Source organism: Hafnia sp., from assembly GCF_036648275.1.
GTDB lineage: Bacteria > Pseudomonadota > Gammaproteobacteria > Enterobacterales > Enterobacteriaceae > Hafnia > Hafnia alvei.
Genome location: NZ_JAVXIQ010000005.1, coordinates 77,477 through 101,985, shown reverse-complemented (window position 1 = coordinate 101,985; position 24,509 = coordinate 77,477). Strand labels below are relative to the sequence as shown.

23 protein-coding genes are annotated in these 24,509 nt (G+C 49.8%); 11 read left to right on the top strand and 12 right to left on the bottom strand.

The features are described from left to right. Window positions 1-2 precede the first annotated feature (2 nt). The 6 genes from hisA to RSC70_RS06800 all read left to right on the top strand — a co-directional run bounded on the left by hisA (window position 3) and on the right by RSC70_RS06800 (window position 5,295). Complete coding sequence (hisA, locus tag RSC70_RS06825; protein WP_332542097.1) at window positions 3-740, top strand: 1-(5-phosphoribosyl)-5-[(5-phosphoribosylamino)methylideneamino]imidazole-4-carboxamide isomerase; 738 nt, start codon at window positions 3-5, stop codon at window positions 738-740. Next, a complete protein-coding gene (gene hisF / locus RSC70_RS06820) occupies window positions 722-1,498 on the top strand; it encodes an imidazole glycerol phosphate synthase subunit HisF (protein ID WP_234619020.1) in 777 nt (258 codons plus the stop codon). The genes hisA and hisF overlap by 19 nt, the downstream gene beginning before the upstream one ends. Continuing rightward, window positions 1,492-2,121 (top strand): bifunctional phosphoribosyl-AMP cyclohydrolase/phosphoribosyl-ATP diphosphatase HisIE, encoded by a 630-nt coding sequence (gene hisIE / locus RSC70_RS06815; protein WP_332542096.1) that lies wholly within the window; start codon window positions 1,492-1,494, stop codon window positions 2,119-2,121. The genes hisF and hisIE overlap by 7 nt, the downstream gene beginning before the upstream one ends. Window positions 2,122-2,624: 503 nt before the next feature. Next, window positions 2,625-3,515, top strand: a complete 891-nt coding sequence (locus RSC70_RS06810) for a VOC family protein (protein ID WP_282814917.1) — start codon at window positions 2,625-2,627, stop codon at window positions 3,513-3,515. A gap of 59 nt (window positions 3,516-3,574) precedes the next feature. Further along, a complete protein-coding gene (locus tag RSC70_RS06805) occupies window positions 3,575-4,957 on the top strand; it encodes an alginate export family protein (RefSeq protein WP_332542095.1) in 1,383 nt (460 codons plus the stop codon). A gap of 71 nt (window positions 4,958-5,028) precedes the next feature. Continuing rightward, window positions 5,029-5,295: a DksA/TraR family C4-type zinc finger protein gene (locus tag RSC70_RS06800; RefSeq protein WP_332542094.1), complete on the top strand. Its 267-nt coding sequence runs from the start codon at window positions 5,029-5,031 to the stop codon at window positions 5,293-5,295. Between the two features lie 27 nt (window positions 5,296-5,322). On the opposite strand, the gene RSC70_RS06795 is transcribed toward RSC70_RS06800, so the two are convergent. Next, window positions 5,323-6,498: a M20 aminoacylase family protein gene (locus RSC70_RS06795; RefSeq protein WP_332542093.1), complete on the bottom strand. Its 1,176-nt coding sequence runs from the start codon at window positions 6,496-6,498 to the stop codon at window positions 5,323-5,325. Between the two features lie 363 nt (window positions 6,499-6,861). Between RSC70_RS06795 and RSC70_RS06790 the strand changes: the two genes are divergently transcribed. Both RSC70_RS06790 and torA read left to right on the top strand, forming a co-directional pair. After that, window positions 6,862-8,025: a NapC/NirT family cytochrome c gene (locus RSC70_RS06790; RefSeq protein WP_025800860.1), complete on the top strand. Its 1,164-nt coding sequence runs from the start codon at window positions 6,862-6,864 to the stop codon at window positions 8,023-8,025. Between the two features lie 12 nt (window positions 8,026-8,037). Continuing rightward, window positions 8,038-10,554 carry a trimethylamine-N-oxide reductase TorA gene (gene torA, locus RSC70_RS06785; RefSeq protein ID WP_332542092.1) on the top strand — a complete coding sequence of 839 codons (2,517 nt, stop codon included), beginning with the start codon at window positions 8,038-8,040 and terminating at the stop codon, window positions 10,552-10,554. Between the two features lie 103 nt (window positions 10,555-10,657). Here torA and RSC70_RS06780 read toward each other — a convergent pair whose 3' ends face one another. Together RSC70_RS06780 and RSC70_RS06775 are read right to left on the bottom strand one after the other, a co-directional pair. Further along, the gene (locus RSC70_RS06780) at window positions 10,658-10,927 is read right to left on the bottom strand and encodes a type II toxin-antitoxin system RelE/ParE family toxin (protein ID WP_234619025.1); all 270 of its coding nucleotides are present in this window, start codon (window positions 10,925-10,927) and stop codon (window positions 10,658-10,660) included. A 35-nt stretch (window positions 10,928-10,962) separates the two neighbouring features. After that, window positions 10,963-11,223, bottom strand: coding sequence for a type II toxin-antitoxin system RelB/DinJ family antitoxin (locus RSC70_RS06775; RefSeq protein WP_234619026.1), 261 nt, complete (start codon window positions 11,221-11,223; stop codon window positions 10,963-10,965). Between the two features lie 335 nt (window positions 11,224-11,558). Between RSC70_RS06775 and RSC70_RS06770 the strand changes: the two genes are divergently transcribed. Then, a complete protein-coding gene (locus RSC70_RS06770) occupies window positions 11,559-12,737 on the top strand; it encodes a sugar efflux transporter (protein WP_432707134.1) in 1,179 nt (392 codons plus the stop codon). Window positions 12,738-12,812: 75 nt separating this feature from the next. Here the strand turns inward: RSC70_RS06770 and dagF are convergent, their stop codons facing one another. The 8 genes from dagF to RSC70_RS06730 form a co-directional block, all read right to left on the bottom strand. Beyond that, the gene (gene dagF, locus RSC70_RS06765; RefSeq protein WP_332542091.1) at window positions 12,813-13,556 is read right to left on the bottom strand and encodes a 2-dehydro-3-deoxy-phosphogluconate aldolase; all 744 of its coding nucleotides are present in this window, start codon (window positions 13,554-13,556) and stop codon (window positions 12,813-12,815) included. After that, window positions 13,543-14,667 (bottom strand): D-glucosaminate-6-phosphate ammonia lyase, encoded by a 1,125-nt coding sequence (gene dgaE, locus RSC70_RS06760; RefSeq protein WP_282806782.1) that lies wholly within the window; start codon window positions 14,665-14,667, stop codon window positions 13,543-13,545. Before dgaE ends, dagF begins: the two co-directional genes overlap by 14 nt. A gap of 11 nt (window positions 14,668-14,678) precedes the next feature. After that, complete coding sequence (locus tag RSC70_RS06755; protein ID WP_025800854.1) at window positions 14,679-15,545, bottom strand: PTS system mannose/fructose/sorbose family transporter subunit IID; 867 nt, start codon at window positions 15,543-15,545, stop codon at window positions 14,679-14,681. Next, window positions 15,542-16,294: a PTS mannose/fructose/sorbose/N-acetylgalactosamine transporter subunit IIC gene (locus RSC70_RS06750; protein ID WP_025800853.1), complete on the bottom strand. Its 753-nt coding sequence runs from the start codon at window positions 16,292-16,294 to the stop codon at window positions 15,542-15,544. Before RSC70_RS06750 ends, RSC70_RS06755 begins: the two co-directional genes overlap by 4 nt. A gap of 58 nt (window positions 16,295-16,352) precedes the next feature. Then, window positions 16,353-16,838 carry a PTS system mannose/fructose/N-acetylgalactosamine-transporter subunit IIB gene (locus tag RSC70_RS06745; RefSeq protein WP_046458054.1) on the bottom strand — a complete coding sequence of 162 codons (486 nt, stop codon included), beginning with the start codon at window positions 16,836-16,838 and terminating at the stop codon, window positions 16,353-16,355. A gap of 49 nt (window positions 16,839-16,887) precedes the next feature. Then, window positions 16,888-17,319: a PTS sugar transporter subunit IIA gene (locus RSC70_RS06740; RefSeq protein ID WP_115103199.1), complete on the bottom strand. Its 432-nt coding sequence runs from the start codon at window positions 17,317-17,319 to the stop codon at window positions 16,888-16,890. Between the two features lie 131 nt (window positions 17,320-17,450). Beyond that, a complete protein-coding gene (gene dagR, locus RSC70_RS06735) occupies window positions 17,451-20,243 on the bottom strand; it encodes a transcriptional regulator DagR (protein ID WP_332542090.1) in 2,793 nt (930 codons plus the stop codon). Window positions 20,244-20,323: 80 nt separating this feature from the next. After that, window positions 20,324-20,578, bottom strand: coding sequence for a YkgJ family cysteine cluster protein (locus tag RSC70_RS06730; RefSeq protein WP_061554160.1), 255 nt, complete (start codon window positions 20,576-20,578; stop codon window positions 20,324-20,326). 442 nt (window positions 20,579-21,020) lie between these two features. On the opposite strand from RSC70_RS06730, the gene mtr reads away from it, so the two are divergent. Beyond that, window positions 21,021-22,271, top strand: coding sequence for a tryptophan permease (gene mtr / locus RSC70_RS06725; RefSeq protein WP_304185677.1), 1,251 nt, complete (start codon window positions 21,021-21,023; stop codon window positions 22,269-22,271). Between the two features lie 157 nt (window positions 22,272-22,428). Beyond that, a complete protein-coding gene (gene yeiP / locus RSC70_RS06720) occupies window positions 22,429-23,001 on the top strand; it encodes an elongation factor P-like protein YeiP (RefSeq protein WP_004096007.1) in 573 nt (190 codons plus the stop codon). A gap of 85 nt (window positions 23,002-23,086) precedes the next feature. Here the strand turns inward: yeiP and uxuA are convergent, their stop codons facing one another. Further along, window positions 23,087-24,277 carry a mannonate dehydratase gene (gene uxuA / locus RSC70_RS06715; RefSeq protein WP_332542089.1) on the bottom strand — a complete coding sequence of 397 codons (1,191 nt, stop codon included), beginning with the start codon at window positions 24,275-24,277 and terminating at the stop codon, window positions 23,087-23,089. Window positions 24,278-24,509: the final 232 nt, after the last annotated feature.

Sequence of the window (24,509 nt, the reverse complement as noted above, 5' to 3'; positions counted from 1 at the left end):
CAATGATTATTCCCGCATTAGATCTTATCGACGGAAAAGTAGTGCGTCTGCATCAGGGCGATTACGGCCAGCAACGCGATTATGGCAATGACCCGCTACCGCGCCTGCAAGAGTATCAGCAACAAGGTGGTGAAGTTCTGCACTTGGTTGATTTAACCGGTGCCAAAGATCCGGCAGCACGCCAGATCCCCTTGCTGCGCAAACTGCTGGCCGGTGTTTCCGTTCCCGTGCAGGTTGGTGGTGGAATTCGCAGTGAAGACGACGTAGCAGCGCTGCTTGAAGCGGGCGCTGCACGCGTTGTCATCGGCTCCACGGCGGTGCGTCAACCTGATGTCGTGAAACAGTGGTTTACCCGTTTTGGTGCCGATGCGCTGGTTCTAGCGCTGGACGTGCGCATCGCGGCTGACGGCAGCAAAAATATTGCGGTCAGCGGCTGGCAGGAAGATTCCGGCGTCACGCTTGAACAAATCGTCGATGCGTTTCTGCCTTATCGCCTCAAGCATGTGCTTTGCACCGATATTTCGCGAGATGGCACGCTCAGCGGCTCCAACGTGGCGCTGTATCAAGAAGTGTGCGCGCGTTATCCGCAGGTGGCGTTTCAGTCATCCGGCGGCATTGGTAGCCTAGAGGATATTGCGGCCCTACGCGGCAGCGGCGTTAAAGGCGTTATTGTGGGGCGCGCCCTGCTCGAAGGAAAATTCACCGTGAAGGAGGCTATCGCATGTTGGCAAAACGCATAATTCCTTGTCTGGACGTACGCGATGGCCAAGTGGTCAAAGGCGTTCAGTTTCGTAACCACGAAATTATCGGCGATATCGTGCCGCTCGCTCAACGCTATGCGCAGGAAGGTGCCGATGAGCTGGTGTTTTATGACATCACCGCCTCTTCCGATGGACGCGTAGTGGATAAAAGCTGGGTATCACGTGTGGCGGAAGTGATTGATATTCCCTTCTGCGTCGCTGGCGGGATCAAAAGCATTGAAGATGCTTCGCAAATCTTAACCTTTGGCGCAGATAAAATTTCCATCAACTCTCCGGCGCTGGCCGATCCTGATTTAATTTCTCGCCTCGCCGACCGATTCGGCGTGCAGTGCATCGTGGTGGGGATCGACACATGGTTTGATGCCGAAAGCGACAGCTATCAGGTTTATCAATTTACCGGTGACGAACAACGCACCAAAGCCACCACGTGGCAAACGGTTGATTGGGTTAAAGAAGTGCAAAAGCGTGGTGCCGGTGAGATCGTGTTAAACATGATGAACCAAGACGGCGTGCGCAACGGCTACGATCTTCGTCAGCTACAGCTGATTCGCGACGTATGTCATGTGCCGCTGATCGCCTCCGGCGGTGCGGGTACACCAGAGCACTTCCTTGAAGCATTTCGCGACGCCGACGTTGATGGCGCGCTGGCCGCCTCGGTGTTCCACAAACAAATTATCAATATTGGCGATTTGAAACGTTATCTGTCGCAACAAGGTGTGGAGATCCGCTTGTGTTAAAAGAATCCTTTTTATCTGAACAGCAGAAAGAACAATTAGATTGGAACAAAGTTGATAACCTGATGCCTGCGATCGTTCAACACGCGGTATCCGGCGAAGTGCTCATGCTAGGCTATATGACGCCCGAAGCACTCGATGAAACCAATCGTAGCCGCCACGTAACGTTTTACTCGCGTACTAAACAGCGCTTGTGGACCAAAGGCGAAAGCTCAGGCCACTACCTCAGCGTTGTCAGCATCACGCCCGACTGCGATAACGATACGTTGCTGGTATTGGCGGAGCCTCAGGGCCCAACCTGCCACAAAGGCACCAGCAGCTGTTTCTCTCCTGCCGCCTCCGACTGGGTATTTTTGTTCCAGTTAGAACAGTTGCTGGCAGAGCGTAAAAATGCCGATCCGAAAAGCTCTTATACCGCAAGTCTGTACGCCAGCGGCACCAAACGTATCGCGCAGAAAGTAGGAGAAGAAGGCGTGGAAACCGCGCTAGCCGCCACGGTGCACGACCGTGATGAACTGGTGAATGAAGCCTCAGACCTGATGTATCACCTGATGGTATTACTACAGGATCAAGATCTGGACCTCAGTGCGGTGATTAATAATCTGCGTCAACGACATGAGAAATAATAGCGGCATTTAACCTTCTCTATTTGTAACGTCATCATATTAAAGATGACGTTACAAACTGCATATATCTATATCCAGATAATCCCAATACGCAAAACATTAGCCAACTCACGCAGTGCTCACATGCACCACTGACATTTTATTTGATGATAAAAGCTCTTTACCTCCTATTATCAAACAAAATTAAAACCACCAAACCATTAATAAAAATAAAAATAAAAATAAAAATAAAAATTCAAAATAAAAGAAATTATTTTCTAGAACTATTCCTAGAGCGTCATTCTGCTAAATCTAGAGTGACGGTTATTTTCAACTATTCTGCCAGAACCCACTCTTTAACCTCGCTAATTACAACTCTATTTTACCCTAGTTATTTTAAATAAAACGTTAAAAATAACTGTCTATCCTTCATTTCGCTTCTCCGTAATATGCACATTATCAAACAGTTCATCGGCAGTGCACTCAACCGATAGCATCGAATAGTTAATATTAAGGGGACTGAAATGAATCAAACAGCGCGAATTTCTATCTACTTCGCCGTCGCTTCTGCATTAGCAGTGACTTTATCTACGGCCAGCTGGGCGGCGGATATCGGCGTAAGCCCGCAATACGACACCACCCACGTCTATGTCGAACCGGGAAAAATGGATCCTTTCGTCGACAGTATTCTGAAAACTTTTGGTGGAAGCACAACCCAGCGCGTCTTAGCGGATGTCACCCCTACACCGAGCCAAACCTATTCTCAACTGATCTTAACCCCGTCGGGAAGTTTTTCCGTATTTGATTTCCAAACACCAGCGCCTTATCCGTTTGGCAACGAGCGTAACGGTTTCTTAGTCACTAATATGGATGCCGCAATAGCGAGCGCCAAAAAAGCCGGTGCCGACGTTATCGTTGAGCCATTTAACGATCCTATTGGGCGTGACGCAGTTATTCAGTGGCCAGGCGGCGTGAACATGCAGCTGTATTGGCATACTAAAGCACCTAACTATCAGCCACTAAGCTTTATTCCTGAAAACCGTATTTATCTTTCACGCTATCGCGTTGATGATTTTATTAAAAGTTATCAGAAATTCTCAAATGGCAAAATCGTCGATGATTCACAGCAAAGCTCTGCCGTCATTGGCGGTGAAAAAAATAGCGCTATTCGCGTAGTTAATTTGTCTTCCGCCTTCGGAAAAACCCGCATCTTTGTCACCGATGGGCATTTGAACTATCCCTTCGGGCAAGAACGTACCGGCTATGGCGTTGCTAATCTGAGTGAAACCCTCGGCAAAGCAACGGCCAGCGGTGCAAAAATCCTGTGGCAGTCGGTCGCAGGGGAAAAACGTGCTAGCGCCGTGGTGCAATTCCCTGGCGGCTATATTGCGGAAATCCATCAAGACACCAAATAATTTTTATTTTATCGCGATGCCAGCGTGATTTGGCATCGCGACCTCAGCAAGCGATCCCCATGCAACACGTTAATGAACCACTTAATAAACGACTTAATCAACAATTAAATAAACTACAGCCTCAGGGCTTGCTGCCCGCATTCATTGCGGCGGCCGCGCTATCGACATTCGTTCACTCACCTTACGTTCACGCAGAAACATTACCTGCATGGAAGCAGATCGCATTAACTGACAATGCGACGCTTTCCTTCGACGGTTCACTGCGTGAACGCTATGAATGGAGCGATCAACGCGATCTGGCCGCGCACGGCGGAGGGCGAGATAGTACCTTCATGCAGCGTTTTCTGCTGGGTTCTAAACTCGACTATGGCCGTTATTTATCAACCTATATTCAGCTTGGTTCGTCGATTGCCACGCCGCGCGATCAGGGACGCAAGCCAACGGATGACGATCACGCCTATGTCGGGCAAGGATACATCGATTTAAAATTACCTACCGACGCGGGTCTCGGCACGCTGCGGGTGGGACGGCAAGAGATTCCCCTCGGCTCACTGCATTTGATGGGAACGCGTGACGGAGCAAACGTGCGCCGCTCGTTCGATGCGGTTCGCGCCAGTTGGGCAACGCCCAAAAATCGCGTAGATGCATTTATTGGCCATCCGGTGAACATCAAAAAAGGCAGTTTTGATGATGACACCGATAATAGCCAAAAAATCTGGGGGCTATATGCCACAACGCCGTTAGCCCCACTCGCCTCTTCTATCGATCTCTACACCTTTGGCTTCGAAAGCAACGATTCCACCTACGCACAAGGCAGCGGCAGTGAACGCCGCTATACCGTTGGCAGCCGAATTTTCGGCGGCGCGGCGGGGTTTGATTGGGACAATGAAGCAGCGTATCAATTTGGTGAGTTTTCCCCCAATGGCGCATCACGCACTATTCGGGCATGGTCCGCATCAGCGCACGCGGGCTACACGGCGTCTACCTGGATGTGGAGACCACGTTTCGGCGGCAAAATGGGGATTGCGAGCGGCGATAAAAACCCGCGCGACGGCGAACTGAATACCTTTAATGCCATGTATCCAAAATTGCCTTATCTCACCGAGAACGGTCTAGTGGCACCGGCCAACCTGATAGACATTCACCCGTCTGTCACGTTAACGCCAACGGATACCCTCTCCGTTGATCTTAGCTGGGATGCAATGTGGCGGCAGCAAAAGCAGGACGGATTTTATCTTGGCCCAATGAAACCAGTTAAAAACAGCACACAAGGCAGCCGTTTTATTGGTAACCAATACCAGATTTCAACTCAATGGACACCAGAAAAATGGCTACAGTTTAAATTCGCCTATGCCTATTTTGACGTTAGCCATAGCTTGGAAAAACATGCCGATTTAAAAGATATGAATTTCATAATGACATCTGCGACGCTGAGTTTTTAAGCCATGGTTGATCCTGAGTCTTGAGCCCCCATCTATACTTATGTAGCCTAAAAAATAACCGGAGGTGAATAATGGCCAGTGGTTGGGCAAATGATGGGGCAGTTCAGGATCAAATTGACGCTACGGTTGATGATGCCGTCGCACGCGCACGTAGCCAGTTAAGCCACGGCGAAAGCGCTCATTTTTGTGAAGAGTGTGGCGCAGAAATCCCAGAGGCGCGGCGCAAGGCACTACCGGGAGTTCAGCTTTGCGTGAACTGTCAGGCGGAAATCGACAAAAAGCAGCAGGTAGCCAGTGGATACAACCGCCGAGGCAGTAAAGATAGTCAGTTGAGGTAGGAAAACCACCCCAACTCACTCACGCCGTTATGCCAAATAAGATTGGGTCAGTGCCACCCAATATGCTGCGCCCACGCTCAGATTGCGGTCGTCAAAATCGTACTGTGGGTGATGCAGCATCGGCGAATCACCGTTGCCAATAATGCAATAACAGCCGGGCTTATGCTTGAGCATAAACGCAAAATCCTCGCTGCCCATAAACGTATTAGGCATATCAACAACCTTCTCGCTGCCGAGTAGCTCAACCGCCACCTGCTTGGCAAACGCGGTTTCATGCGGCGTATTCATCAACACCACGCCCGCCACCGCGCTTTCGATAGACGCCGTCACGCCATAACATACGGCCTGTGCTTCGGTAATGATTCGAATCCGTTGCAGCACATTTTTGCGCACGTTTTCATCGGTGGAGCGGATGCTTAATCTCAGCACCGCTTCCTGTGGGATTACGTTTCCTGCGTCACCAGCCTGAAAAGCCCCCACGCTAACCACGGCCTGATCCTGTGCGGCAATATTGCGCGAAACAATTGTTTGCAATGCCATCACCAATGACGCACCAGCAACGATCGGATCAATGCTTTTTTCAGGCGTTGAACCATGACTGCCTTTGCCGGTCAGGGTGATGGTCAAACTATCCACCGCGGCCATCGTCGCGCCTTCTTTAAACGCCATATGCCCTTGTGGATATCCCGGCATATTATGCATCCCGTAAACGGCATCGACGGGGAATCGAGTGAACAAACCATCGTCAATCATTGCCTGCGCGCCGCGCATATCTTCTTCAGATGGCTGAAAAATCAAACGAACGGTGCCGTTGAAGTTTGCGCTATCGCTCGCCAACCACTGCGCAGCCCCCAGCAACATGGACGTATGACCGTCATGACCGCAGGCGTGCATCTTACCGGAACAACTGCTTTGATATTTTACGCCGCTGGCTTCATGAATCGGCAATGCATCCATATCTGCCCGCAGGCCGATAGATTTTGTTCCTGTTCCTCGGGTTAAACTCGCAACAATGCCGGTTCCGCCGATGCCTGTAACAACTTCATAGCCCCATTCATTGAGCAACTCAGATACTTTGCTAGACGTATTCGTTTCGTGAAATCCCAATTCTGGATTGGCATGAAATTCGTGGCGGATACTTTCCAACTGAGCCTGCGAACGTTGTAGCTGGGAGATAAGTGTTGCGGAGTCAAAATTCTTCATTAATTCAACCTTTGAGGATTTCAAACAGCCAATGCCGGAACCTACCGCTCAAATGACATTCGCAAACAATTCAAGAGATTCAGTTTAATCATAGCGGTATCTATACCCCTCAATGTACCCGTACTACGCCGCTGGCTGTTAACGAAATGTGTTACTGACTGCAAACAGTACAGATCGCCGCCCTCAGCCACCCTATCTCAACAAAAAAAGCTTATAATTTTGCTACTTCTTTATAGGTAATTAGTTCAAAAATTTTCTATACTTAACAAGTTTTTGAATCCTATAGCATTGAAAATAATCAATTCATTCGATTCAGGAATAATATGGCAAGAAAACTATATTAATAATTATATGGAATAAACTATGAGCAATCGATATCAGACTCCCGGCAAGCGCCGGAGCAGAGCCTGGCTGTGGCTTTTGTTGTTGGGGATCATCATCGGTGCAGCCCTGCTGGCAGGAACCGCCACCGTTATGCATAAAACCAGTGACACAGCATTCTGCATTTCATGTCACACCATGGAACAGCCTCTCGCCGAATATCAGGGCAGCATTCACTTCCAAAACACCAAAGGTATCCGCGCCGAATGCGCCGACTGCCACGTTCCACACCAACCTATCGATTATCTGCTTACCAAAGTAGCCGCGTTGAAAGACGTGTATGGCGAAGTGACAGGTAAAATCGATACGCCTGAAAAATATGAGGCGCACAAACTCGCCATGGCGCAAAGCGTGTGGGATACGTTGAAGAAAAATGATTCCGCAACCTGCCGCTCATGCCATAGCTACGACGCAATGGACGTTATCGCGCAGAAGCCAGAAGCCCGTCAGCAGCATCCGGTCGCCATCAAAAATGGTGAAACCTGTATCGATTGTCACAAAGGTGTTGCCCATATCCTGCCAGACATGAGTGGGTTAGCCGCCGCCGGTGCCAGCGAATTGGCTAACGCCGCAGCGAAAACGCCAGACAGCGCTACCACGCTGTACACCATCGCCACCGAACCGTTCTATTTGAGCGCCGATGAAACCCAGCACAACGCGGGTAACTTGATGCCATCCACCGAAGTGAAAGTGGTAAAACGTCAAGGCGATCGCGTATTGGCTGACGTTGCCGGTTGGCAGCAGGATGGCGTGACAGAAGTGTTCTATGCCGCACAAGGTAAGCGCATTCTGAGCGTGTTAGTGGGCGAAGATGCTCGCAAACAGCTGAAAACCCTAAGCACGGTTAAAGACGCCGAAACCGGACTGGTTTGGCATCAGGTTTCATTGCAGGTTTGGTTGCCGAAAAAACAGCTGGTTGATGACCAACAAAAAATTTGGCATTACGCCTCTGACATGATGTCTGCCAACTGTACCGGTTGCCATGGTTTAACGGCGCTTGACCGCTTCAACGCCAACCAGTGGATCGGTGTGGTTAAAGGTATGGCTCCACGTACTTCTCTGACGCAGGAACAACTGCGCGTTCTGACCCAATACGTTCAGAAACACGCCAGTGATATGCCTGCCAATCAGTCGAACAAGATTTAAGGAGCCATAACAATGAAAAAAAATCTGAACTCCCACGTTGAAAACGTTAGCGATTTCGAACAGAAACCGCTGCAAGTCAGCCGCCGTCGCTTTTTGACCGGCGCCGGTGCCGTGTTGAGCGTGCCATTGCTTGCGGGTTTATGGCCTAAGTCAGCCTTAGCGCAGGCCATCAGCCAAGCGTTGCCGCAGTTTACCGCGCTGCGTCAGGCACAGACGGGCATACTCACCGCCGCACACTGGGGCGCTTTCGAAGCCATCGTGAAAGACGGCAAAATGGTGGATGTTAAGGCCATTAGTGACGATCCGTTCCCAAATGAGCTCATCACCATGGCGCCCTATCAGGTGCACGCAGAAAACCGCATTAAGTACCCGATGGTACGTAAAGGCTGGTTAGAAGGCGGTCCTGCCAATAGCCAACCAGAACTTCGTGGCCGTGACGAGTGGGTACGCGTGAGCTGGGATAAAGCGCTGACGCTGGTAAGCGATCAAATCGCACGCCTGCAAAAAGAACATGGCCCACAGTCTATATATGCTGGCTCTTACGGCTGGAAGAGCGTGGGTATGCTGCACAATAGCCGTACACTGCTTCAACGTATGATGAATCTAAGTGGCGGCTTCTTAGGTTACGCGGGTGACTACTCGACCGGTGCTGCGCAGGTGATCATGTCGCATGTGGTAGGTTCAATGGAAGTTTATGAACAGCAAACCGCATGGCCAAACGTTATCGAGAATAGTCAGTTGGTGATTCTGTGGGGATGTAACCCTATGATCACATTAAAAAACAGCTGGAACGTTCCCGATCACGTCGGCCAAACTGGCTTTGAGGCGCTGAAGAAAAAAGGGACTCGGATCATCAGCATCGATCCAGTTCATAACGACAGCGCAAAATTCGTGAATGCTCAGTGGATTGCACCGCGTCCGTACACCGATACTGCCATGTTGATTGGTATTGCGCACACGCTGCTGACAGAAAAACTGCATAACCCTGATTTCCTGAAAACCTATACCGTTGGCTTTGATAAATTCGAAGCTTATCTTATGGGTCAGGACGATGGCATCGTCAAAGATGCAAACTGGGCAGCCGAGGTTAGCGGCGTTGATGCCGACGTACTTCGTCAGCTAGCGCGTGATATGGCGAAGAATCGCACCATGATTATGGGTGGCTGGGGTATTCAACGTCAGCATCACGGCGAACAACAACACTGGATGCTAGTGACCGTTGCCGCCATGTTGGGGCAAATTGGTCTGCCGGGCGGCGGTTTTGGCTTTAGCTATCACTACTCTTCAGGCGGCAGTCCGACGGCTAAAGGTGGGATCTTGGCGGGTATTTCCGCCGGTAACTCACCGAAAAATACGCCTACGCCAATTCCCGTTGCGCGTATTGCCGAGTGTTTAATGAATCCAGGCAAAACCATTAATTTTAACGGCGCTCAGGTTACCTATCCTGATGTGAAAATGGTTTACGTCGCGGGTGGTAACACCTTCCACCAGCATCAAGATACAAACTCGCTAGTCAAAGCTTTCCAAAAACCTGAAACCATTGTGGTCAACGAACCTTATTGGACAGCAACAGCTAAACACGCGGATATCGTATTCCCAACCACCACCAGCTACGAGCGAAACGATCTGGAAATGGGAGGTGACTATTCTCAGCTGTATGTATTCCCTATGCATCAGTGCGTACCACCGCAGTTCGAATCGCGTAGCGATTTCGATATCTTTGCGGGTTTGTCAGAAAAACTCGGGGTTCAGGATGCCTTCACCGAAGGCAAAGACGAAACTCAGTGGCTGAAAAGCATGTATGACGATATGAAAACGCAGGCTCGCGCAGCCCGCGTAGCACTGCCGCCGTTCGACATGTTCTGGGAATCAAACAACTATGTTCGCTTCCCTGTGCCAGAAGAGAATAAACAATGGATACGCTTCGCTGACTATCGCGAAAACCCACTGTTAAATCCATTAGGTACACCGTCCGGTAAAATCGAAATCTACTCTGACGCCATTGAGAAAATGGGTTATGAAGATTGCAAAGGTATTCCAACGTGGATGCCGCCGCATGAGTGGTATAAAGGGCCTGAAGCCGCAAAATATCCGCTGTCTCTGAATACCGCTCATCCGATCAACCGTCTGCACTCTCAGCTAGACAATACGCCGCTGCGTAAAAAGTATGCAGTTGCCGATCGTGAAGCCATTCTAATCCACCCAATTGATGCTAAAACTCGTGGCATCAGCAACGGTGACTTAGTACGTGCCTTTAACGATCGCGGCCAGATCTTGGTGGGCGCAGTGGTCACTGAAGATGTGCGTCAGGGCGTGATTCGTATCAGCGAAGGTGCATGGTTCGATCCAGCAGATCCAGCAACACCAGGGTCGCTGTGTAAAAACGGCAACGTGAACTGCCTGACGTTTGATATTGGCTCATCTAGCTTGGCGCAGGGTAACTGTGGCCAAATGGCGCAGGTTGAGATCGAAAAATATCAGGGCCCTGCACTCACCAATACAGCCCATGCGGTTCCAACTGGCGCATAATTTCTAACGCTGCACTTTAACCGCATCACCAACGGGGCTTCGGCCCCGTTTTTTAATCAAAAAATTACCATCAACCATGGCTCATCAACGACTCACCAAAAAACTAATCAAATAACTCCGCATGACTTCCCACACGAAATAGTCTTAACTCGGTTTTGGTACGCTGATAGATTAATAGAAGATCGGGCATTCCATGGCATTCAAGATAACCAATATAATTTCCGACCAACTTATGTTCTCGATATCTTTCCGGCAGCGGCTCGCCTGTCTGTAGCAAAGCAACTGTTTGTAGGATGACTCTCTGAGCGAATAGATTACCCATAAAGCGTTTAGCATCTTTTTTAAAACGATGCTGATAAACAATCATTAACATGATGAGCAATCCTTGCATCATGATCTCCCAACTCGCTACCAGCCGATATCTGCCTTCAATTCATCAATATCGCTGGCCCGATTCACACCGATACCGGCTTCCAGATCGCGGATCGCCTTCAGCGTTTTTGCATTAGGCTTGAGCAATTCCGCAGGGACCTCACCTGTCACCGCAATCTGATTAACTAATAACCGAATGATCGTTGAAAGATCGGTTCCTAACGCGCTGGCATTCTCCATGGCGGCCACTTTAACCGCAGGGGAAACTCTTGCTCTTACCACATCACTTTTAGTCATAACTTCGCTCCATGAACTGAGTGTTTTATAACCATAAATGTAGCTACATCGTAGCCATAAAACAAGTGAATTCATCGCTCTTCCCCCGTATTTATACTTACCGCTATTATTACGTTTTACGGACAAAAGTCAGAACCAAGAAAAAATAATGGAATGCTCTTCGCAAACTATTTTCAGCCTGCTATCCATTTATTATTGTGCATAATCTATTCCCTATCTTTTGTATGACTTTCTTACATTCGAGAGGCTGAAACAGCTTTTCATTTTTAACATTCGAGCGTAACATGCCCGCCCTGAAGTTCTCCGTTCACCTCTGACTGATCCCTGATAAATCTATGCGCATGTATTCGACCGCACTCCGCCGTCTGCCCGATTTAACCTCCACCTCATTCTTGATTGTGGCTTTTTTGACCGGTATTGCTGGCGCATTACAAACACCAACTCTCAGCCTATTCCTCTCCACCGAAGTGGTTAAAAGCCCGTTCATGGTTGGGTTGTTTTATACCGGCAGCGCGGTGATTGGGATCATTGTTAGCCAGTTTCTCGCCGCACGCTCGGATCGCTCAGGCGATCGCAAAAAGCTGATTTTATTGTGCTGCATTCTTGGCGCTGCGGGTTGTCTGCTGTTTGCCTATAACCGTAACTACTATTTATTGCTCGTCGTCGGCGTCATGCTCACCAGTTTTGGTTCCACCGCCAACCCGCAGATGTTTGCTCTAGCACGGGAATACGCAGATAAAACCGGTAAAGAAGCGGTGATGTTCAGCTCAATTTTGCGTGCTCAAGTTTCTTTGGCGTGGGTGATTGGGCCACCGATTTCGTTCGCGCTAGCGCTCGGTTTTGGCTTTCCGTTTATGTATCTGGCGGCGATGGTGACGTTTTTAGTTTGCGGTTTGATTGTGTGGTACACGCTGCCTTCGATGCCTAAAGCGGTGGTACGCACAACAGAAGTGCTGGATGCGCCACGCCGCAATCGCCGCGATACGCTTTTGCTCTTTGCTGCCTGCACATTGATGTGGACCTGCAACAGCATGTACCTCATCAATATGCCGTTGTACATCATTCATGAACTGCATTTACCGGATAAACTGGCTGGCGTGATGATGGGCACCGCCGCAGGCTTAGAAATTCCAACCATGCTCATCGCGGGCTATTATGCGAAGCGCTTCGGCAAACGCTTTTTGATGATGGTTGCACTCGCCGCAGGATTGGCTTTTTATGCTGGCCTATTGTTCTTAACCGCACCGTGGGCACTGCTGGCGTTACAGCTCCTCAATGCCGTTTTTATCGGTATTTTGGCCGGAATTGGCATGCTGTATTTTCAGGATTTAATGCCCGGTCAGGCAGGTTCAGCTACTACCTTATTTACCACTGCGGGGCGTACCGGTTGGATATTTGCAGGTTCAGTTGCTGGTTTTATTGCGGAGTTCTGGAACTACTACGCCGTATTTTTTGTTTCGCTGGTTTTGTTGATTGCGGGCGTGGCCTGCATGATTAAAATCAAAGAAGCGTAATTCCTACGGCTACGGTCTGTAGAAACAGAAACGCTGGAAATAAGATCCCAGCGTTTCGGTACAATACAGCGTTATCTACACAATGGCTTTGATCATATCCATCAGCTGTTTGATATCTTCTGGGCGCGTCTCACCACTTTGTGGATCGATGATCGAGGTATAGACGTGTGGCATTACTCGCTGCACGCCAGCCTGCAAACAGGTTTGTAAAATAACCCCAAAGTTGTCCAAATCGATGCCGCCTGTCGGTTCTATCAGCGTCATTCCGTTACGTGCAGCGCTTTCCGCCAACGTTTTTAACTCCTCTAAGCTACGCTCCCCGCCCATTGGGAAAAACTTCGCCGCGTGCGCGCCCATATCCAACATCATATTCACCGCGCTATCACAGGAGACAATGGCTTTGTCTCCTTTGGCACTGCGCTCGCCGGTTGAAATTTGTACCTGCCCGATCTTTCCCGTCGGGCTTACTAACGCATTGATATACGTATGCGACTGCCCAGCCTGAGCCAGCGCGCCTGCGGCGAAACCACATCCAGTAAAGGTTTGGTTAACATGCGCGGCGCCTGTAGCGGCGGCAATCATCGCGGCTTTGTAAAATTGAGCAGGATCACCCGCCCCCAATCCCACTGAAATCGAAGGCACCTGCAACTGCCAGCGTTTAACCTCTTCAATGCCCTGCGCCACATTGTCGAACTGTGCCGATAACACGCCAATCACCGCATGGCCTTCAGCGGCGTCATACACCGCTCGCGCATTTTCTATATTTTTGGCCAGCACGTTGATGGCTACACGCCCTTGGTAAAAATTAATGCTTTGCATAATGCTTTTCCTGTTCGCCGGCGATCTGTGCCAGTCTCTCAACGATCGTGGTTAAATCATGTTGATCTAATGTGCGAGGATCGATACTAAATACACCTTGATGCAGGAAGTATCGACGCGTGTAGATAGCGATTTCACCGGTTCGTAGCATCGCTTCAACCTGCCGTGCATCTATGCCTAAAACATCAGAGTGAACGCGTACCTGAACACGCCAAATCTCGCGCCCCGCTTCATCTTGTTCGATCTCGGCGCTAAATCCGCGCAGCGCCGAGATCGCCTCAACCGTGGAGGCTAGCTTTTCTGGCGTCATATTGGCGATACCTTCGCCATAAAGTTCCAACGCTTTCACCAAGCCGACCATGTTTTCTTTGCCGATTTTCATGGCTCGCGCAATTCCGTGATGCTGAGCTTTGCAGCAGCGGATCCACTCACGCCCGCCAGTAATAAATCCCGACGTTGGGGCATTGAACGCTTTGGCTCCGCTGTAAATCACCATATCGGCACCACGAGCAATGTATTGGCGCAAATCTTCTTCGGCGGCGGCGTCAACGATGAGTGGCAGTTGGAACTGTTTGGCGACCGCCACAAAATCTTCAAGCGTGAGCATGCCTTTTTGTACGCTGTGGTGAGATTTCACAAACAGCAGCGCCGCCGTGCGTTCGCTGACCGCTTTCTCAAGCTGCCAGCGCGCAGCCAAATTACTCTGCCCTACTTCAACAATGCGCCCGCCACCCAAACGAATGGCGCTGGTGATCGGCGCGCCATAATCAATGTTATGACCGCGCAGGATGAGAATTTCGTTGGCCATGCCAGCGCTGTCCGGCATCATCGCTACGCGGTCTGGTTCACCGCGCGTGATAACCGCCGCCACCGCAATGGCAATCCCCGCCGATGCGCAAGAGGTTATGTAGCTATCCTGCGCGCCGGTGTGCGCTGACACCAGCTCGCCGGTGCGATCGACCAGAGCATCAATTTCCACAAACGCCCCTGCGGCCTCTACCGTTGCGGCCATCACTTCAGGTGATACCGCTGAAACGCCCAGAATGGTCATTTTTCCGCAGGCGTTAATCACACGTTTTAGCCCTAGGCGTTGGTAAATATTTTGACTCATTTCAACTCTCCTTACAGCACACCAAGCAGTGAACACACCACGCTAATCACCACTACCGAAAGCAAAATCGTGGTATAACGCGGGCCTTTTTTGGTGAGATAGAAGTAGATAGAGAACACCGCGGCCAGCGGCAAAAGCCCAGGCGCAATAGAATCTAATATCTGCTGCACAACAATTTCAGATCCTTCAAGCGCGCTGATTTTGAGCGGTGACGTTATCTTGACGTAGCTTGCCGATAGCGCGCCCATCATGATTAACCCGAGCACGTTGGCACCATAAATCAGCTCTTTAATTCGCCCGCCTTGTAGCAAGGTGATGATGGAATCGCGCCCAAGGGTATAGCCTTTGTGTACCAGCCCGTAGCTGACCGCCAGCGTAATACCGGTGTAAAGCACCAGCGGCAGGATCCCGCCGAATGCGCTTCCTTTAGCAGCAAATGGAATGAAGATCGCGATGAGCAAAGGCATTACCGCCGCCCAAATTACCGAGTCACCGATACCTGCCAGTGGTCCCATCAATCCCGTTTTGATCCCGGTGATCGATGCATCAGAAATGGGTTCACCGCGCGTCTTTTGTTCTTCCATGGCGATAGCAACGCCTTGGATCACCGCACCAAACGTTTGTTCAGTGTTGAAGAAGTTCAAATGGCGCTTTAACGCCTCGGCTCTCTCTTCTTTTTCGGGATAAAGCTTTTTGATAATCGGCGTCATCGAGGCGCAGAAAATCAGGCTCTGTAGACGTTCATAGGAGCTGGAAACCTCGGCACCCAGCCAATAAATAAACCACGCTTTGGTGATATCGCCTTTGGTGAGCGCCGAACTCTGGCGGGCACGCTCCACTAATTCGTGCTGCATGATATCTGGGGTTGATTCACTCATGATGATGCTCCTTCATTCTTTGCCAAACCTTTCACCAAAAACGCCACGCAGGTGCCGAAAATAGCCATCGCCATGATGTCGACTTTGAGATAAAGCACCGCGAAGAAACCACCGATAAACCAAGGCAGCAGGCTTTTCTTACCAATCACCATAATCGTGATGGCAAAACCGAGCGCGGGAAGAATGCCGCCCATAATTTCAAACGAGTGCGTTAACCAATGCGGCATCAGTGCGAGGAATTTCTCGACCACGCTCTGGCCGAAATAGTTGGCACCGAACACCACAGGGAAACGTAGTACTAACCCCAGCAACGCCGGATATAAAAAGGCGCAGCGCATAATGCCGCCGGTATTGGCCTCTTCGGCGTATTTGTCCGCCATATGCACCCACGCCGCATTCAGCGTACGGCGAAGCTGGTCGAGGAAGACGCCGATCACGCCAAACGGAATCGCCAGCGCGATAGCTAAGTTAGGCTCCATATGGGCCTGAACGGCAATGGGGATCGCGATGCAGGCCGCCAGAGCTGGATCGGAAGGCACATTACCGCCCGGCGTTGATGTCACGCCGAGATAAACCAGCTGCATGCCCGCCCCAATAATCATTGAGGTTTGCATATCGCCCAAAATCACCCCAACGAACACAGCAATAACAATCGGCTGAACCAACATGCCTGAAAAGGTGTACCCAAGACGTAAACGGGCAAACCAGTAATACAGCCCCATGCTGATAGCAATAAACAAGGTATCCATAGTGATTTCCTCTGGTCAAAATCAATGGTCAACAATCAAAGTTGGTACTCAAAGACGATTAATATTTTTTTAGAATGTCTTCTAGCGACTGCGGCTTATCTTCTGGAATGGTTTGGAAGAACACCTTAATGCCGTGATCTTTCAAATCGCCTAAAATGCCCACGTCTTTGTCGTCTAGCGTAATGTTTTGGAAAACGGCTTTGCGGCTCGGGCCACCGCCTAACCCACCTACCTGAATATTTTGCACATCAAAACCTTGATGCACGGCGTCTTGTACCGCCGTCAGCGATGGGAACAGCACCAGCACTTTTCCTTCGCCCAGCTGATTCTCTTTCCACGCAGCGGCAAAACTGCTGTTGCTGTAGCAATCCACTTTGATGCTTGGCGGTGCCGCCATCAGATAGATATTTTTCATAAACGGATCGGCGTCCAGTTCGTCGCTGACCACCGCAATACGGTTTGCTTGAGATTGCCCAACCCACTTAGTAACAACCTGACCATGAATTAAACGACTGTCGATACGACATAAAACGATGCTAGCCATGTGATTTTCCTTTTTTCGTTATTCGGTTTTATATTTCGGATTTGATGGGTTATGCGTTGTTCTGAAGGCTATTGATATGCGCCACCACGTCGAGACAGCTGTCGCGCCCAGCTTCGACCAGTTCTTCGATTGCATCGGTCAATAAACCGGTTTCGCGCAGCTCTAAAGCCTGTAGCAGCAGTGATGCATTCAGGCCGCAAATCACGCCGATTGGATAATCCACGCTTAGCCGAGCCGCCACGTTTGACGTGGTTCCACCGATAAAATCGGTCAGGATCAGCGATCCTTTCGGCATGGCGATCACGGCTTGTTCAACGCGCTGAAAGAACTCGCTAAAGGTATCTACCGGCATGAGCGCAATTTCGGCCACGCCTTGAATATCTCCAGCAACCATTCGTAAGCTGGCGCAGAGCTGGCTGCCCCAGCCACCGTGAGTCAGCAGTAAAATCTGTGGTAGGGGATGTGAAGCGGTGGTAGACAAAATGAGCCTCCTGGCATTCAGTCAAAGAAATAAAAGGTTTCTATGACTGGTATTGCAACGCCCGTGCCAGCATTGTGTCACGGCGCGTTTTTTATCGAGGAGGTATGCAGAGAAAGCCCGTGGAATACGGGCTAGCGGTAGAGAAGCTCGTAAATATAAATGAATTCTGCGTCAGATAAACGAATGGCATACGCCTCCTCAATGGGGGCAAACGCCTGTTTGATGACACTCATGGCGGCAGCATCAATATCTTGCTGAGTTTCCAGCGCCATCTGTAACGGTTTACGGCTAATAACGATACGCTCCACCATGCAACAGCAGTGGATAAGGAAGCGTAGTGTCACTTGTCGGCTCGGTTTGAGGTCTGAGGCCTGACAGATCCGCTGCAAGACGCTCTCCATTTCCTGCAAGATGCGCCGTGGGTTCAGAACCGAAATCTGATTAATGATACTTTCGAGCGTTAACGCGCTGATAAAGCGCATTGAGCTACGTTCAACCTCAAGCCGGCGTTCCTGAGTGCTGAGATCGGGGTTTAATAAGCTAAGCAGCAGCTCTGGGCCTTGCTCTGAAAACATCTCTTCCAGCGAGATAAAGGGAATATCCGGTAATCCCGGTTGGAACGTCCCCACAATGCCCACCAGCCGTTCATGGGGAGCCAGAACCTGCTGAATACGGTCTAGGCTGCGAACCTCGTTGTAATCCAGAATTAATAAGCGCGTATCCTGCGCCATCAGTTCACCAAAGCTTTCTGACAGAACCTTGTGGATTTTCTCTGCGGTTCCCATACCGGTAATGCAGGACACTACCAGCACTTTTCCCGCTCCGGCCTGTTCAGGAGAACACCAATGACACGGAATTTGTTTCTCCTGCATTAGCGCATTCAGCGCGGCGAAATCGCTAGACTCGTAGGTCAGATCCAGCCCAATTTCTAACAGACTGGTCAGCGTCATGTTTGGCAGCAGCAACACTTCAAACTGGAACAATTTGCTGATGGCGCTGCCAAAATGGACCAGCGAACCAATATCGACCATCAGAATCACGCGCCGGTAGCCACGGCTGCGGATCAGGTTGGTAAGCACTTCCAAGGTGTCATGCACCGACTGTTCGAACGGCATATCAATCGCGGTCAGCAGTTCACGCTCTAAAACTTGATTCACATATTGCGCCATACTGGTAGCCGTCGTGGCACCGTGGGCAATAAAAATCACGCCAAGCTCTGGGCTATCGTCAATTTCACAGCGGTGTTGGCGGCACTCTTTCAGGAACATGCACAGATAAACGACTTCGGTCGCAGGGCATTGAATATTAAATATTTCATCGATGCGACGACAAAGCTGCATCGCGTTATCGTATTCGTCTTTGCAGTGATCCAATATCAGGCTTGAAGAGTAAAGCTGAGGAATCAAACCGCGCTGGACATAGCTCAGCAAGGTGAGGAAGTGCTTACGCAGATGGTTAACCATGTTTTCTGGCAGCGTAAACCCAACCACCTGCTCAACGTAGCCAATAAGCAGCGCTAAACGCTGTTCAAGCTGGCCGCTGTAGCCGACCGTCGCAGTGTCACGGCTGTACAAACCATACTCAAATATCGAGCGCAGTTTGTTTTTGAGGATAGCCAGCGTTTCCTGCGGCGGCACGTTGCTGTTGCGTAGGTTGACATATTCACGCGTCAGAAAGCGGTAAAACAGGTCACTGTCTTCTTGCCCAACGGCGGCGCCCAACGAGGGTTTCAGCGCAGACAGGGTATCTGCACTGATATCCAGCCATTGCTGTTGACCAAATATGCTATCGACCAGCAAACGTTGATCCGCACTCGGCATCACCGATTGCTCCACAAGCTTTTTATCCAACGTCAACACGTCGTGTTGCTGTCCCATACCCGCTGCCCAGCCCTGAGCACACAAGAACTGGATGTCGCTTTTCAACTGGCCGATATTGCCTTCCAACGGTTTTTCTAGCAGCCACAGCAGCAGCGCTTTATCTACCCGAATGGTGCGGCTGATTTTTCGACTTTCTTGATGCAGGAATCCAGTAATCAGCTCAATTTGCTCTTCCATTGAACGCTCACGTAATGCAGGAAGATCGATACTGACCTGTATACGGCGCTGAAAAGTCCGTAGCAACGTGGAATTCACGGGCTCCGTGGTGGCGCAGATTAAGCGCACACTCACCGCTCGCGCTTTATGGCTAGAACCCAACGCCCGAAATTCACCTTTATCTAACAGGGCAAACAGTTTTTCTTGCCCTTCATAAGGAAGGCGATGAATTTCATCCAGCAGCAGATAGCCACCGTCAGCCTGCTCAATAAGCCCAGTTTTGTCGCTGGTTGCGCCGGTAAAAGCGCCCTGCCTGTGACCAAAAAGATGAGAAGAGAGCAGCTCGGGGTTGTGCGCATATTCGGCGCAGTTGAAATAGACCATCGGCAGTGCGTTATTGGCACTTTGCTGACAGGCAAACTGGTGCATCAGCTCGGCAAAATAGGTTTTCCCCACGCCCGACGGGCCGGTCAGTAAAACATGCAAACCACTGGGATAGAGTACCGCGGCCTTCCCTTTTTCCACCGCCAGTTTTAGGCTGCGGTCGTAACCAATCAGCGCGGTAAAAGGGTCGCTGGCGATAAGTGGGTCTTCACTTGGCAATAATTCGCTGACAAAACGAACCTCAGTGAGATGGTCTGGTAAAACATGACCAATGATAGTTTCTATCACCTCGCGATGGAGAAAATAAACCGGGCGGGTTTTCACCTTAATGACCCGTTGCTCACTCCACAGTTGGTTAAGATCTTTACTGACTGAATTACGCGCGAGGCCAAGATTAAAACCAATACTTTCAGCGGTGAAAGCAACGTCGTTTTGCAAATCGGTCTGGTTCAGACCCAATGTTAAGCGTTCTAATTCCTGGCAAATTCTGTCTATACGTTTCATGCTGAGATCTAACCCGTCCCTTAAGTCGCGATTTTTGAACATAACATAAACCGCGAAAACTTAATGTGCGGGAACCGGCATCAAGGCGCAGTGGCTATCTCAAGCTGAATTAAATAGCTCAAGGCTTGATCTCGATGACTAAAACACATATCCGCAGCGGCCTGAAGTCCGCCACACACGGCGGGTCTAAGTGGCGATAAAAAGATTTTACAGCGCATGTCATCATCAAGTTGAACACAGCGCGTATTAGCGGGTTTGCCGTTAGGCATACCGGGGATTGGGCTAGAAATTGAGGGAGCAATACAGCAAGCTCCACAATCGGAACGGCAGTCCATGGAAGTACTCCGGTGGGCTGTCTGAAATGAGCTGCGACAGAGTCAGCGCGCGGAAAATCCGCTCTTCATATTTACGAATGCTGCTCATTTAAAATATTGAGATACACGGGGCTAGTACACCGCGGGGCGCTCCGGCGGCTTACGCCGCTACGACCCCATCGATGTCCTTCCCCTAATATCTGACTTTAGGGAGCAATACTACTGATTTCATTTATACAGGGTTTTCATCATTTCTGCTGTAAAAGCTCGCGACAGATACACCGATAAATCGGTATCAACCGGCGGTTAAACGCGTAACTTTCTGCCTCATCGCGACTTTCTCGCACAAAATTTGGCAAATTCTTTTACCTCACTCGTTATTACTCTGTTTACTTCTCATCAAACAACACGTACCATTGAGCTAGTACATAAGAATTAGCATGCCGCTAATCAGGAGCACAGCATGACGATGGAGAATACCTTGACTCAAACGATACGCCGCCCGTCAGTCCTTGGGGGCGCGATGATTATTGCCGGAACCGCCGTTGGTGCGGGGATGTTTTCTATTCCGGTCGTCACCGCTGGAGTCTGGTTTACCGGTTCCGTCTTGTTGCTGATCTATACCTGGGCCTGCATGTATATCTCTGGCCTAATGATTTTAGAAGCCAATCTAAATTATCCTGCAGGCGCTAGCTTCCACACCATGGTTGGCGATCTGCTAGGCAAAGGCTGGAACTCGTTAAACGGGCTTTCCATTACCTTCGTTCTCTACATTCTGACCTATGCCTATATCTCAGCGGGTGGTTCAATCATCACCCACACGCTGGAACCCTATTTTGGCGTTGGGCAAACCGCAGCAGGCTTGGTATTCGCCATTGTCGTAGCCTTTATTGTATGGTTATCGACGCGTGCGGTTGACCGTTTAAGCACCATTCTGATTGGCGGCATGGTGATTACCTTCTTGCTGTCGACCGGTGATATGTTCACCCATGTCGATCCTGCGGTTTTGTTTAATACCGGTGAGGACAAGCCAAGTTATTTGCCCTATGCGCTGGCTTCGCTTCCTTATCTGCTAACGTCTTTTGGCTATCACGGCAACGTTCCAGGGCTGGTGAAGTATTACCATAAAGACGCTAAGTCAGTGGTTCGCAGTCTGTTTATCGGCACAATTATCGCGCTGACAATCTACATCTTCTGGCAGTATGTGATCCAAGGGAACATCACCCGCGCGGCGTTCCAGCAGATCATCGCTGAAGGCGGCAATATTGGCAGTTTGCTAAAACAGATGGGCAGCGTTGCTAGCAGCAGCATTGTCAACCAGCTGCTTAATGCGTTCTCTTATATGGCGTTGGCGAGTTCGTTCTTGGGCGTTTCTTTGGGGCTGTTCGACTTTATCTCAGACTTCTTTAAGTTTGATGATACCCGTGCTGGCCGCACCAAAGCCGCATTGATTACTTTCGTTCCACCAACGATTGGCGCTCTGGCATTCCCAGACGGCTTCCTTTATGCCATCGGCTTTGCGGGTTTAGCCGCCACTATTTGGGCGGTTATCGTGCCGGCCATGATGGCGCGCGCAAGCCGTAAGCGTTTCCCGCAGGCGAGCTATCGCGCACCGGGCGGTTCAGCAATGATTCTGTTTATTATTACCTTTGGTTTGATTAACGCAGTGGCACATATTCTGTCACTGATGAACTTGTTACCCGTTTATCAATAACTCGTCAAAAACTGTGATGCCGGAGCGCCCGCTCCGGCTTTTTGCGTCAAATTTATCTGCTTTTTTATCTTCCCCTCTTGCCTAGAAAACGCCGCGCGGGTAACGTGTCGCCACACGCTAAAGACTGAATTTGCAAACTCATTAACAAGGTTTTTTTATGCCAAGAGCTAACGAAATTAAACGCGGTATGGCGGTCACTTTAAACGGCAAACTGCTGCTGGTTCGCGATATCGATGTACAAAGCCCAAGCGCTCGTGGCGCGAGCACGCTGTACAAAATGCGTTTCTCCGATATCCGTACCGGTCTGAAAGTTGAAGAACGTTTTAAGGGCGATGACATTCTGGAAGAGATCTCTCTGAGCCGTCGTCAGGTCAACTTCTCGTATATTGACGGTGACGAATACGTCTTTATGGACAATGAAGACTACACGCCATATACCTTCAAAAAAGATCAGATCGAAGAAGAACTGCTGTTTATTCCTGAAGGTGGAATGCCAGGCATTCAGGTATTAACCATGGATGGCCAAGTGTTGGCACTTGAGCTGCCACAGACCGTTGATATGGAAATCGTTGAAACCAGCCCAAGCATCAAAGGCGGTTCTGCCAGCGCACGTACTAAGCCTGCGGTAATGAGCACCGGTCTAACGATTCAGGTTCCTGAATATCTGAGCAGCGGTGAAAAAATTCGCATCCATATTGAAGAACGTCGCTTTATGGGCCGTGCTGACTGATTACTGTTCTGCACAGCAAGCAGCAAAAAGGGACGCAATGGCGTCCCTTTGTTTATCTTCAGCAATACATTACGCGATAACTGTTTTATTTCATCTCAGGGAACAGCGCACGCTTAAGCGCAAGTTCAACGCCGCGCACCTCAGCTAAACCTTTCAAGCGACCAATCGCAGAATAGCCGGGGTTAGTTTTCTTCTTCAGATCGTCTAGCATCTGGTGACCATGATCGGGACGCATAGGAATTGGGCGCATATCCCCTGCTTTCTGGCGACGTTGCTCTTCGGTCAAAATCGCTTTCACCACGGAATACATATCTACATCACCCTGCAAATGTGCACCTTCGTGGAAGGTTTTCGGGTTTTGCTCACGGCAGGTAGAACGTAAATGCGTGAAGTGAATACGGTCGCCGAAGGTTTCAATCATCTTAACCAGATCGTTATCGCCACGAACGCCGTATGAACCGGTACACATGGTGAAGCCGTTATAGATACTATCGACGGTTTCTTTCAGCCATTGCATATCTTCAATAGTTGAAACAATGCGTGGCAGCCCCAGAATTGGACGCGGTGGATCATCAGGATGAACCGCTAGCTTCAAGCCGCACGCCTCGGCAACAGGCACGATCTCTTTCAAGAAATAGCCCATGTGCTCGCGTAGCTTAGCCTTATCGATACCATCGTACTCGGCTAAACGAGCGCGGAATTGATCCAGCGTGTAGCCCTCTTCTGCTCCGGGTAAACCTGCAATGATGTTGCCAGTTAACTTAGCAATATCGGCTTCGCTCATGGCGTCAAAATAGGCTTTAGCCTGAGCTTGCTCTTCTGCCGTGTAATCTGCTTCTGCATTTGGGCGCTTTAAAATATGTAATTCAAAAGCCGCAAACGCAATTTGATCGAAACGCAGCGCTTTAGAGCCATCAGGTAACTCGTATTCAAGATCGGTACGCGTCCAATCCAGAACGGGCATAAAGTTGTAGCAGACGGTATCAATGCCGCAGGCCGCGAGATTTAGCAGAGACAGCTTGTAGTTGTCGATGTGCTGTTGATAGTTGCCGGTGTGCGTTTTGATCTCTTCGTGAACCGGAACGCTTTCAACCACGGACCATGTCAGCCCTTTTGCCGCCAAGATAGCCTTACGCTTCTCGATTTCTTCAACTGTCCACACTTCTCCGTTAGGAATATGGTGCAATGCGGTGACAACACCGGTTGCGCCTGCCTGACGAATATCATCCAAAGAAACCGGATCGTTCGGGCCATACCAACGCCAAGTTTGTTCCATCTGTCTCTACCTTCTGCGGGTGAAAATACGATTTATCATGATTAAGTGAATTCTTCTGTGGCAGCTTTGGCAGCAATCTCTCGTTGTTTCCAGCAAAATAGTGAGCAAAAAACTCAAGATGTTATACCAAATACCACAGATATCATTTAGCTTTTACCTTACTCTTTGCTGGTTTTCTGTCAAAACCCAATCCACTATTGGTTGATCCACTTCACGAATATTCTAGAATTTT

Excerpts from the sequence above, each read along its gene's own strand:
- hisA (WP_332542097.1), top strand. The coding sequence starts at position 3 with ATGATTATTCCCGCATTAGATCTTATCGACGGAAAAGTAGTGCGTCTG.
- hisF (WP_234619020.1), top strand. The coding sequence starts at position 722 with ATGTTGGCAAAACGCATAATTCCTTGTCTGGACGTACGCGATGGCCAA.
- mtr (WP_304185677.1), top strand. The coding sequence starts at position 21,021 with ATGACGATGGAGAATACCTTGACTCAAACGATACGCCGCCCGTCAGTC.
- RSC70_RS06805 (WP_332542095.1), top strand. The coding sequence starts at position 3,575 with ATGCAACACGTTAATGAACCACTTAATAAACGACTTAATCAACAATTA.
- RSC70_RS06780 (WP_234619025.1), bottom strand. The coding sequence starts at position 10,927 with ATGTTAATGATTGTTTATCAGCATCGTTTTAAAAAAGATGCTAAACGC.
- RSC70_RS06775 (WP_234619026.1), bottom strand. The coding sequence starts at position 11,223 with ATGACTAAAAGTGATGTGGTAAGAGCAAGAGTTTCCCCTGCGGTTAAA.
- RSC70_RS06755 (WP_025800854.1), bottom strand. The coding sequence starts at position 15,545 with ATGAGTGAATCAACCCCAGATATCATGCAGCACGAATTAGTGGAGCGT.
- dgaE (WP_282806782.1), bottom strand. The coding sequence starts at position 14,667 with ATGAGTCAAAATATTTACCAACGCCTAGGGCTAAAACGTGTGATTAAC.
- RSC70_RS06770 (WP_432707134.1), top strand. The coding sequence starts at position 11,559 with ATGCGCATGTATTCGACCGCACTCCGCCGTCTGCCCGATTTAACCTCC.
- yeiP (WP_004096007.1), top strand. The coding sequence starts at position 22,429 with ATGCCAAGAGCTAACGAAATTAAACGCGGTATGGCGGTCACTTTAAAC.
- RSC70_RS06750 (WP_025800853.1), bottom strand. The coding sequence starts at position 16,294 with ATGGATACCTTGTTTATTGCTATCAGCATGGGGCTGTATTACTGGTTT.
- RSC70_RS06745 (WP_046458054.1), bottom strand. The coding sequence starts at position 16,838 with ATGGCTAGCATCGTTTTATGTCGTATCGACAGTCGTTTAATTCATGGT.
- RSC70_RS06800 (WP_332542094.1), top strand. The coding sequence starts at position 5,029 with ATGGCCAGTGGTTGGGCAAATGATGGGGCAGTTCAGGATCAAATTGAC.
- torA (WP_332542092.1), top strand. The coding sequence starts at position 8,038 with ATGAAAAAAAATCTGAACTCCCACGTTGAAAACGTTAGCGATTTCGAA.
- dagR (WP_332542090.1), bottom strand. The coding sequence starts at position 20,243 with ATGAAACGTATAGACAGAATTTGCCAGGAATTAGAACGCTTAACATTG.
- RSC70_RS06810 (WP_282814917.1), top strand. The coding sequence starts at position 2,625 with ATGAATCAAACAGCGCGAATTTCTATCTACTTCGCCGTCGCTTCTGCA.
- uxuA (WP_332542089.1), bottom strand. The coding sequence starts at position 24,277 with ATGGAACAAACTTGGCGTTGGTATGGCCCGAACGATCCGGTTTCTTTG.
- RSC70_RS06795 (WP_332542093.1), bottom strand. The coding sequence starts at position 6,498 with ATGAAGAATTTTGACTCCGCAACACTTATCTCCCAGCTACAACGTTCG.
- RSC70_RS06790 (WP_025800860.1), top strand. The coding sequence starts at position 6,862 with ATGAGCAATCGATATCAGACTCCCGGCAAGCGCCGGAGCAGAGCCTGG.
- dagF (WP_332542091.1), bottom strand. The coding sequence starts at position 13,556 with ATGCAAAGCATTAATTTTTACCAAGGGCGTGTAGCCATCAACGTGCTG.
- RSC70_RS06730 (WP_061554160.1), bottom strand. The coding sequence starts at position 20,578 with ATGGACTGCCGTTCCGATTGTGGAGCTTGCTGTATTGCTCCCTCAATT.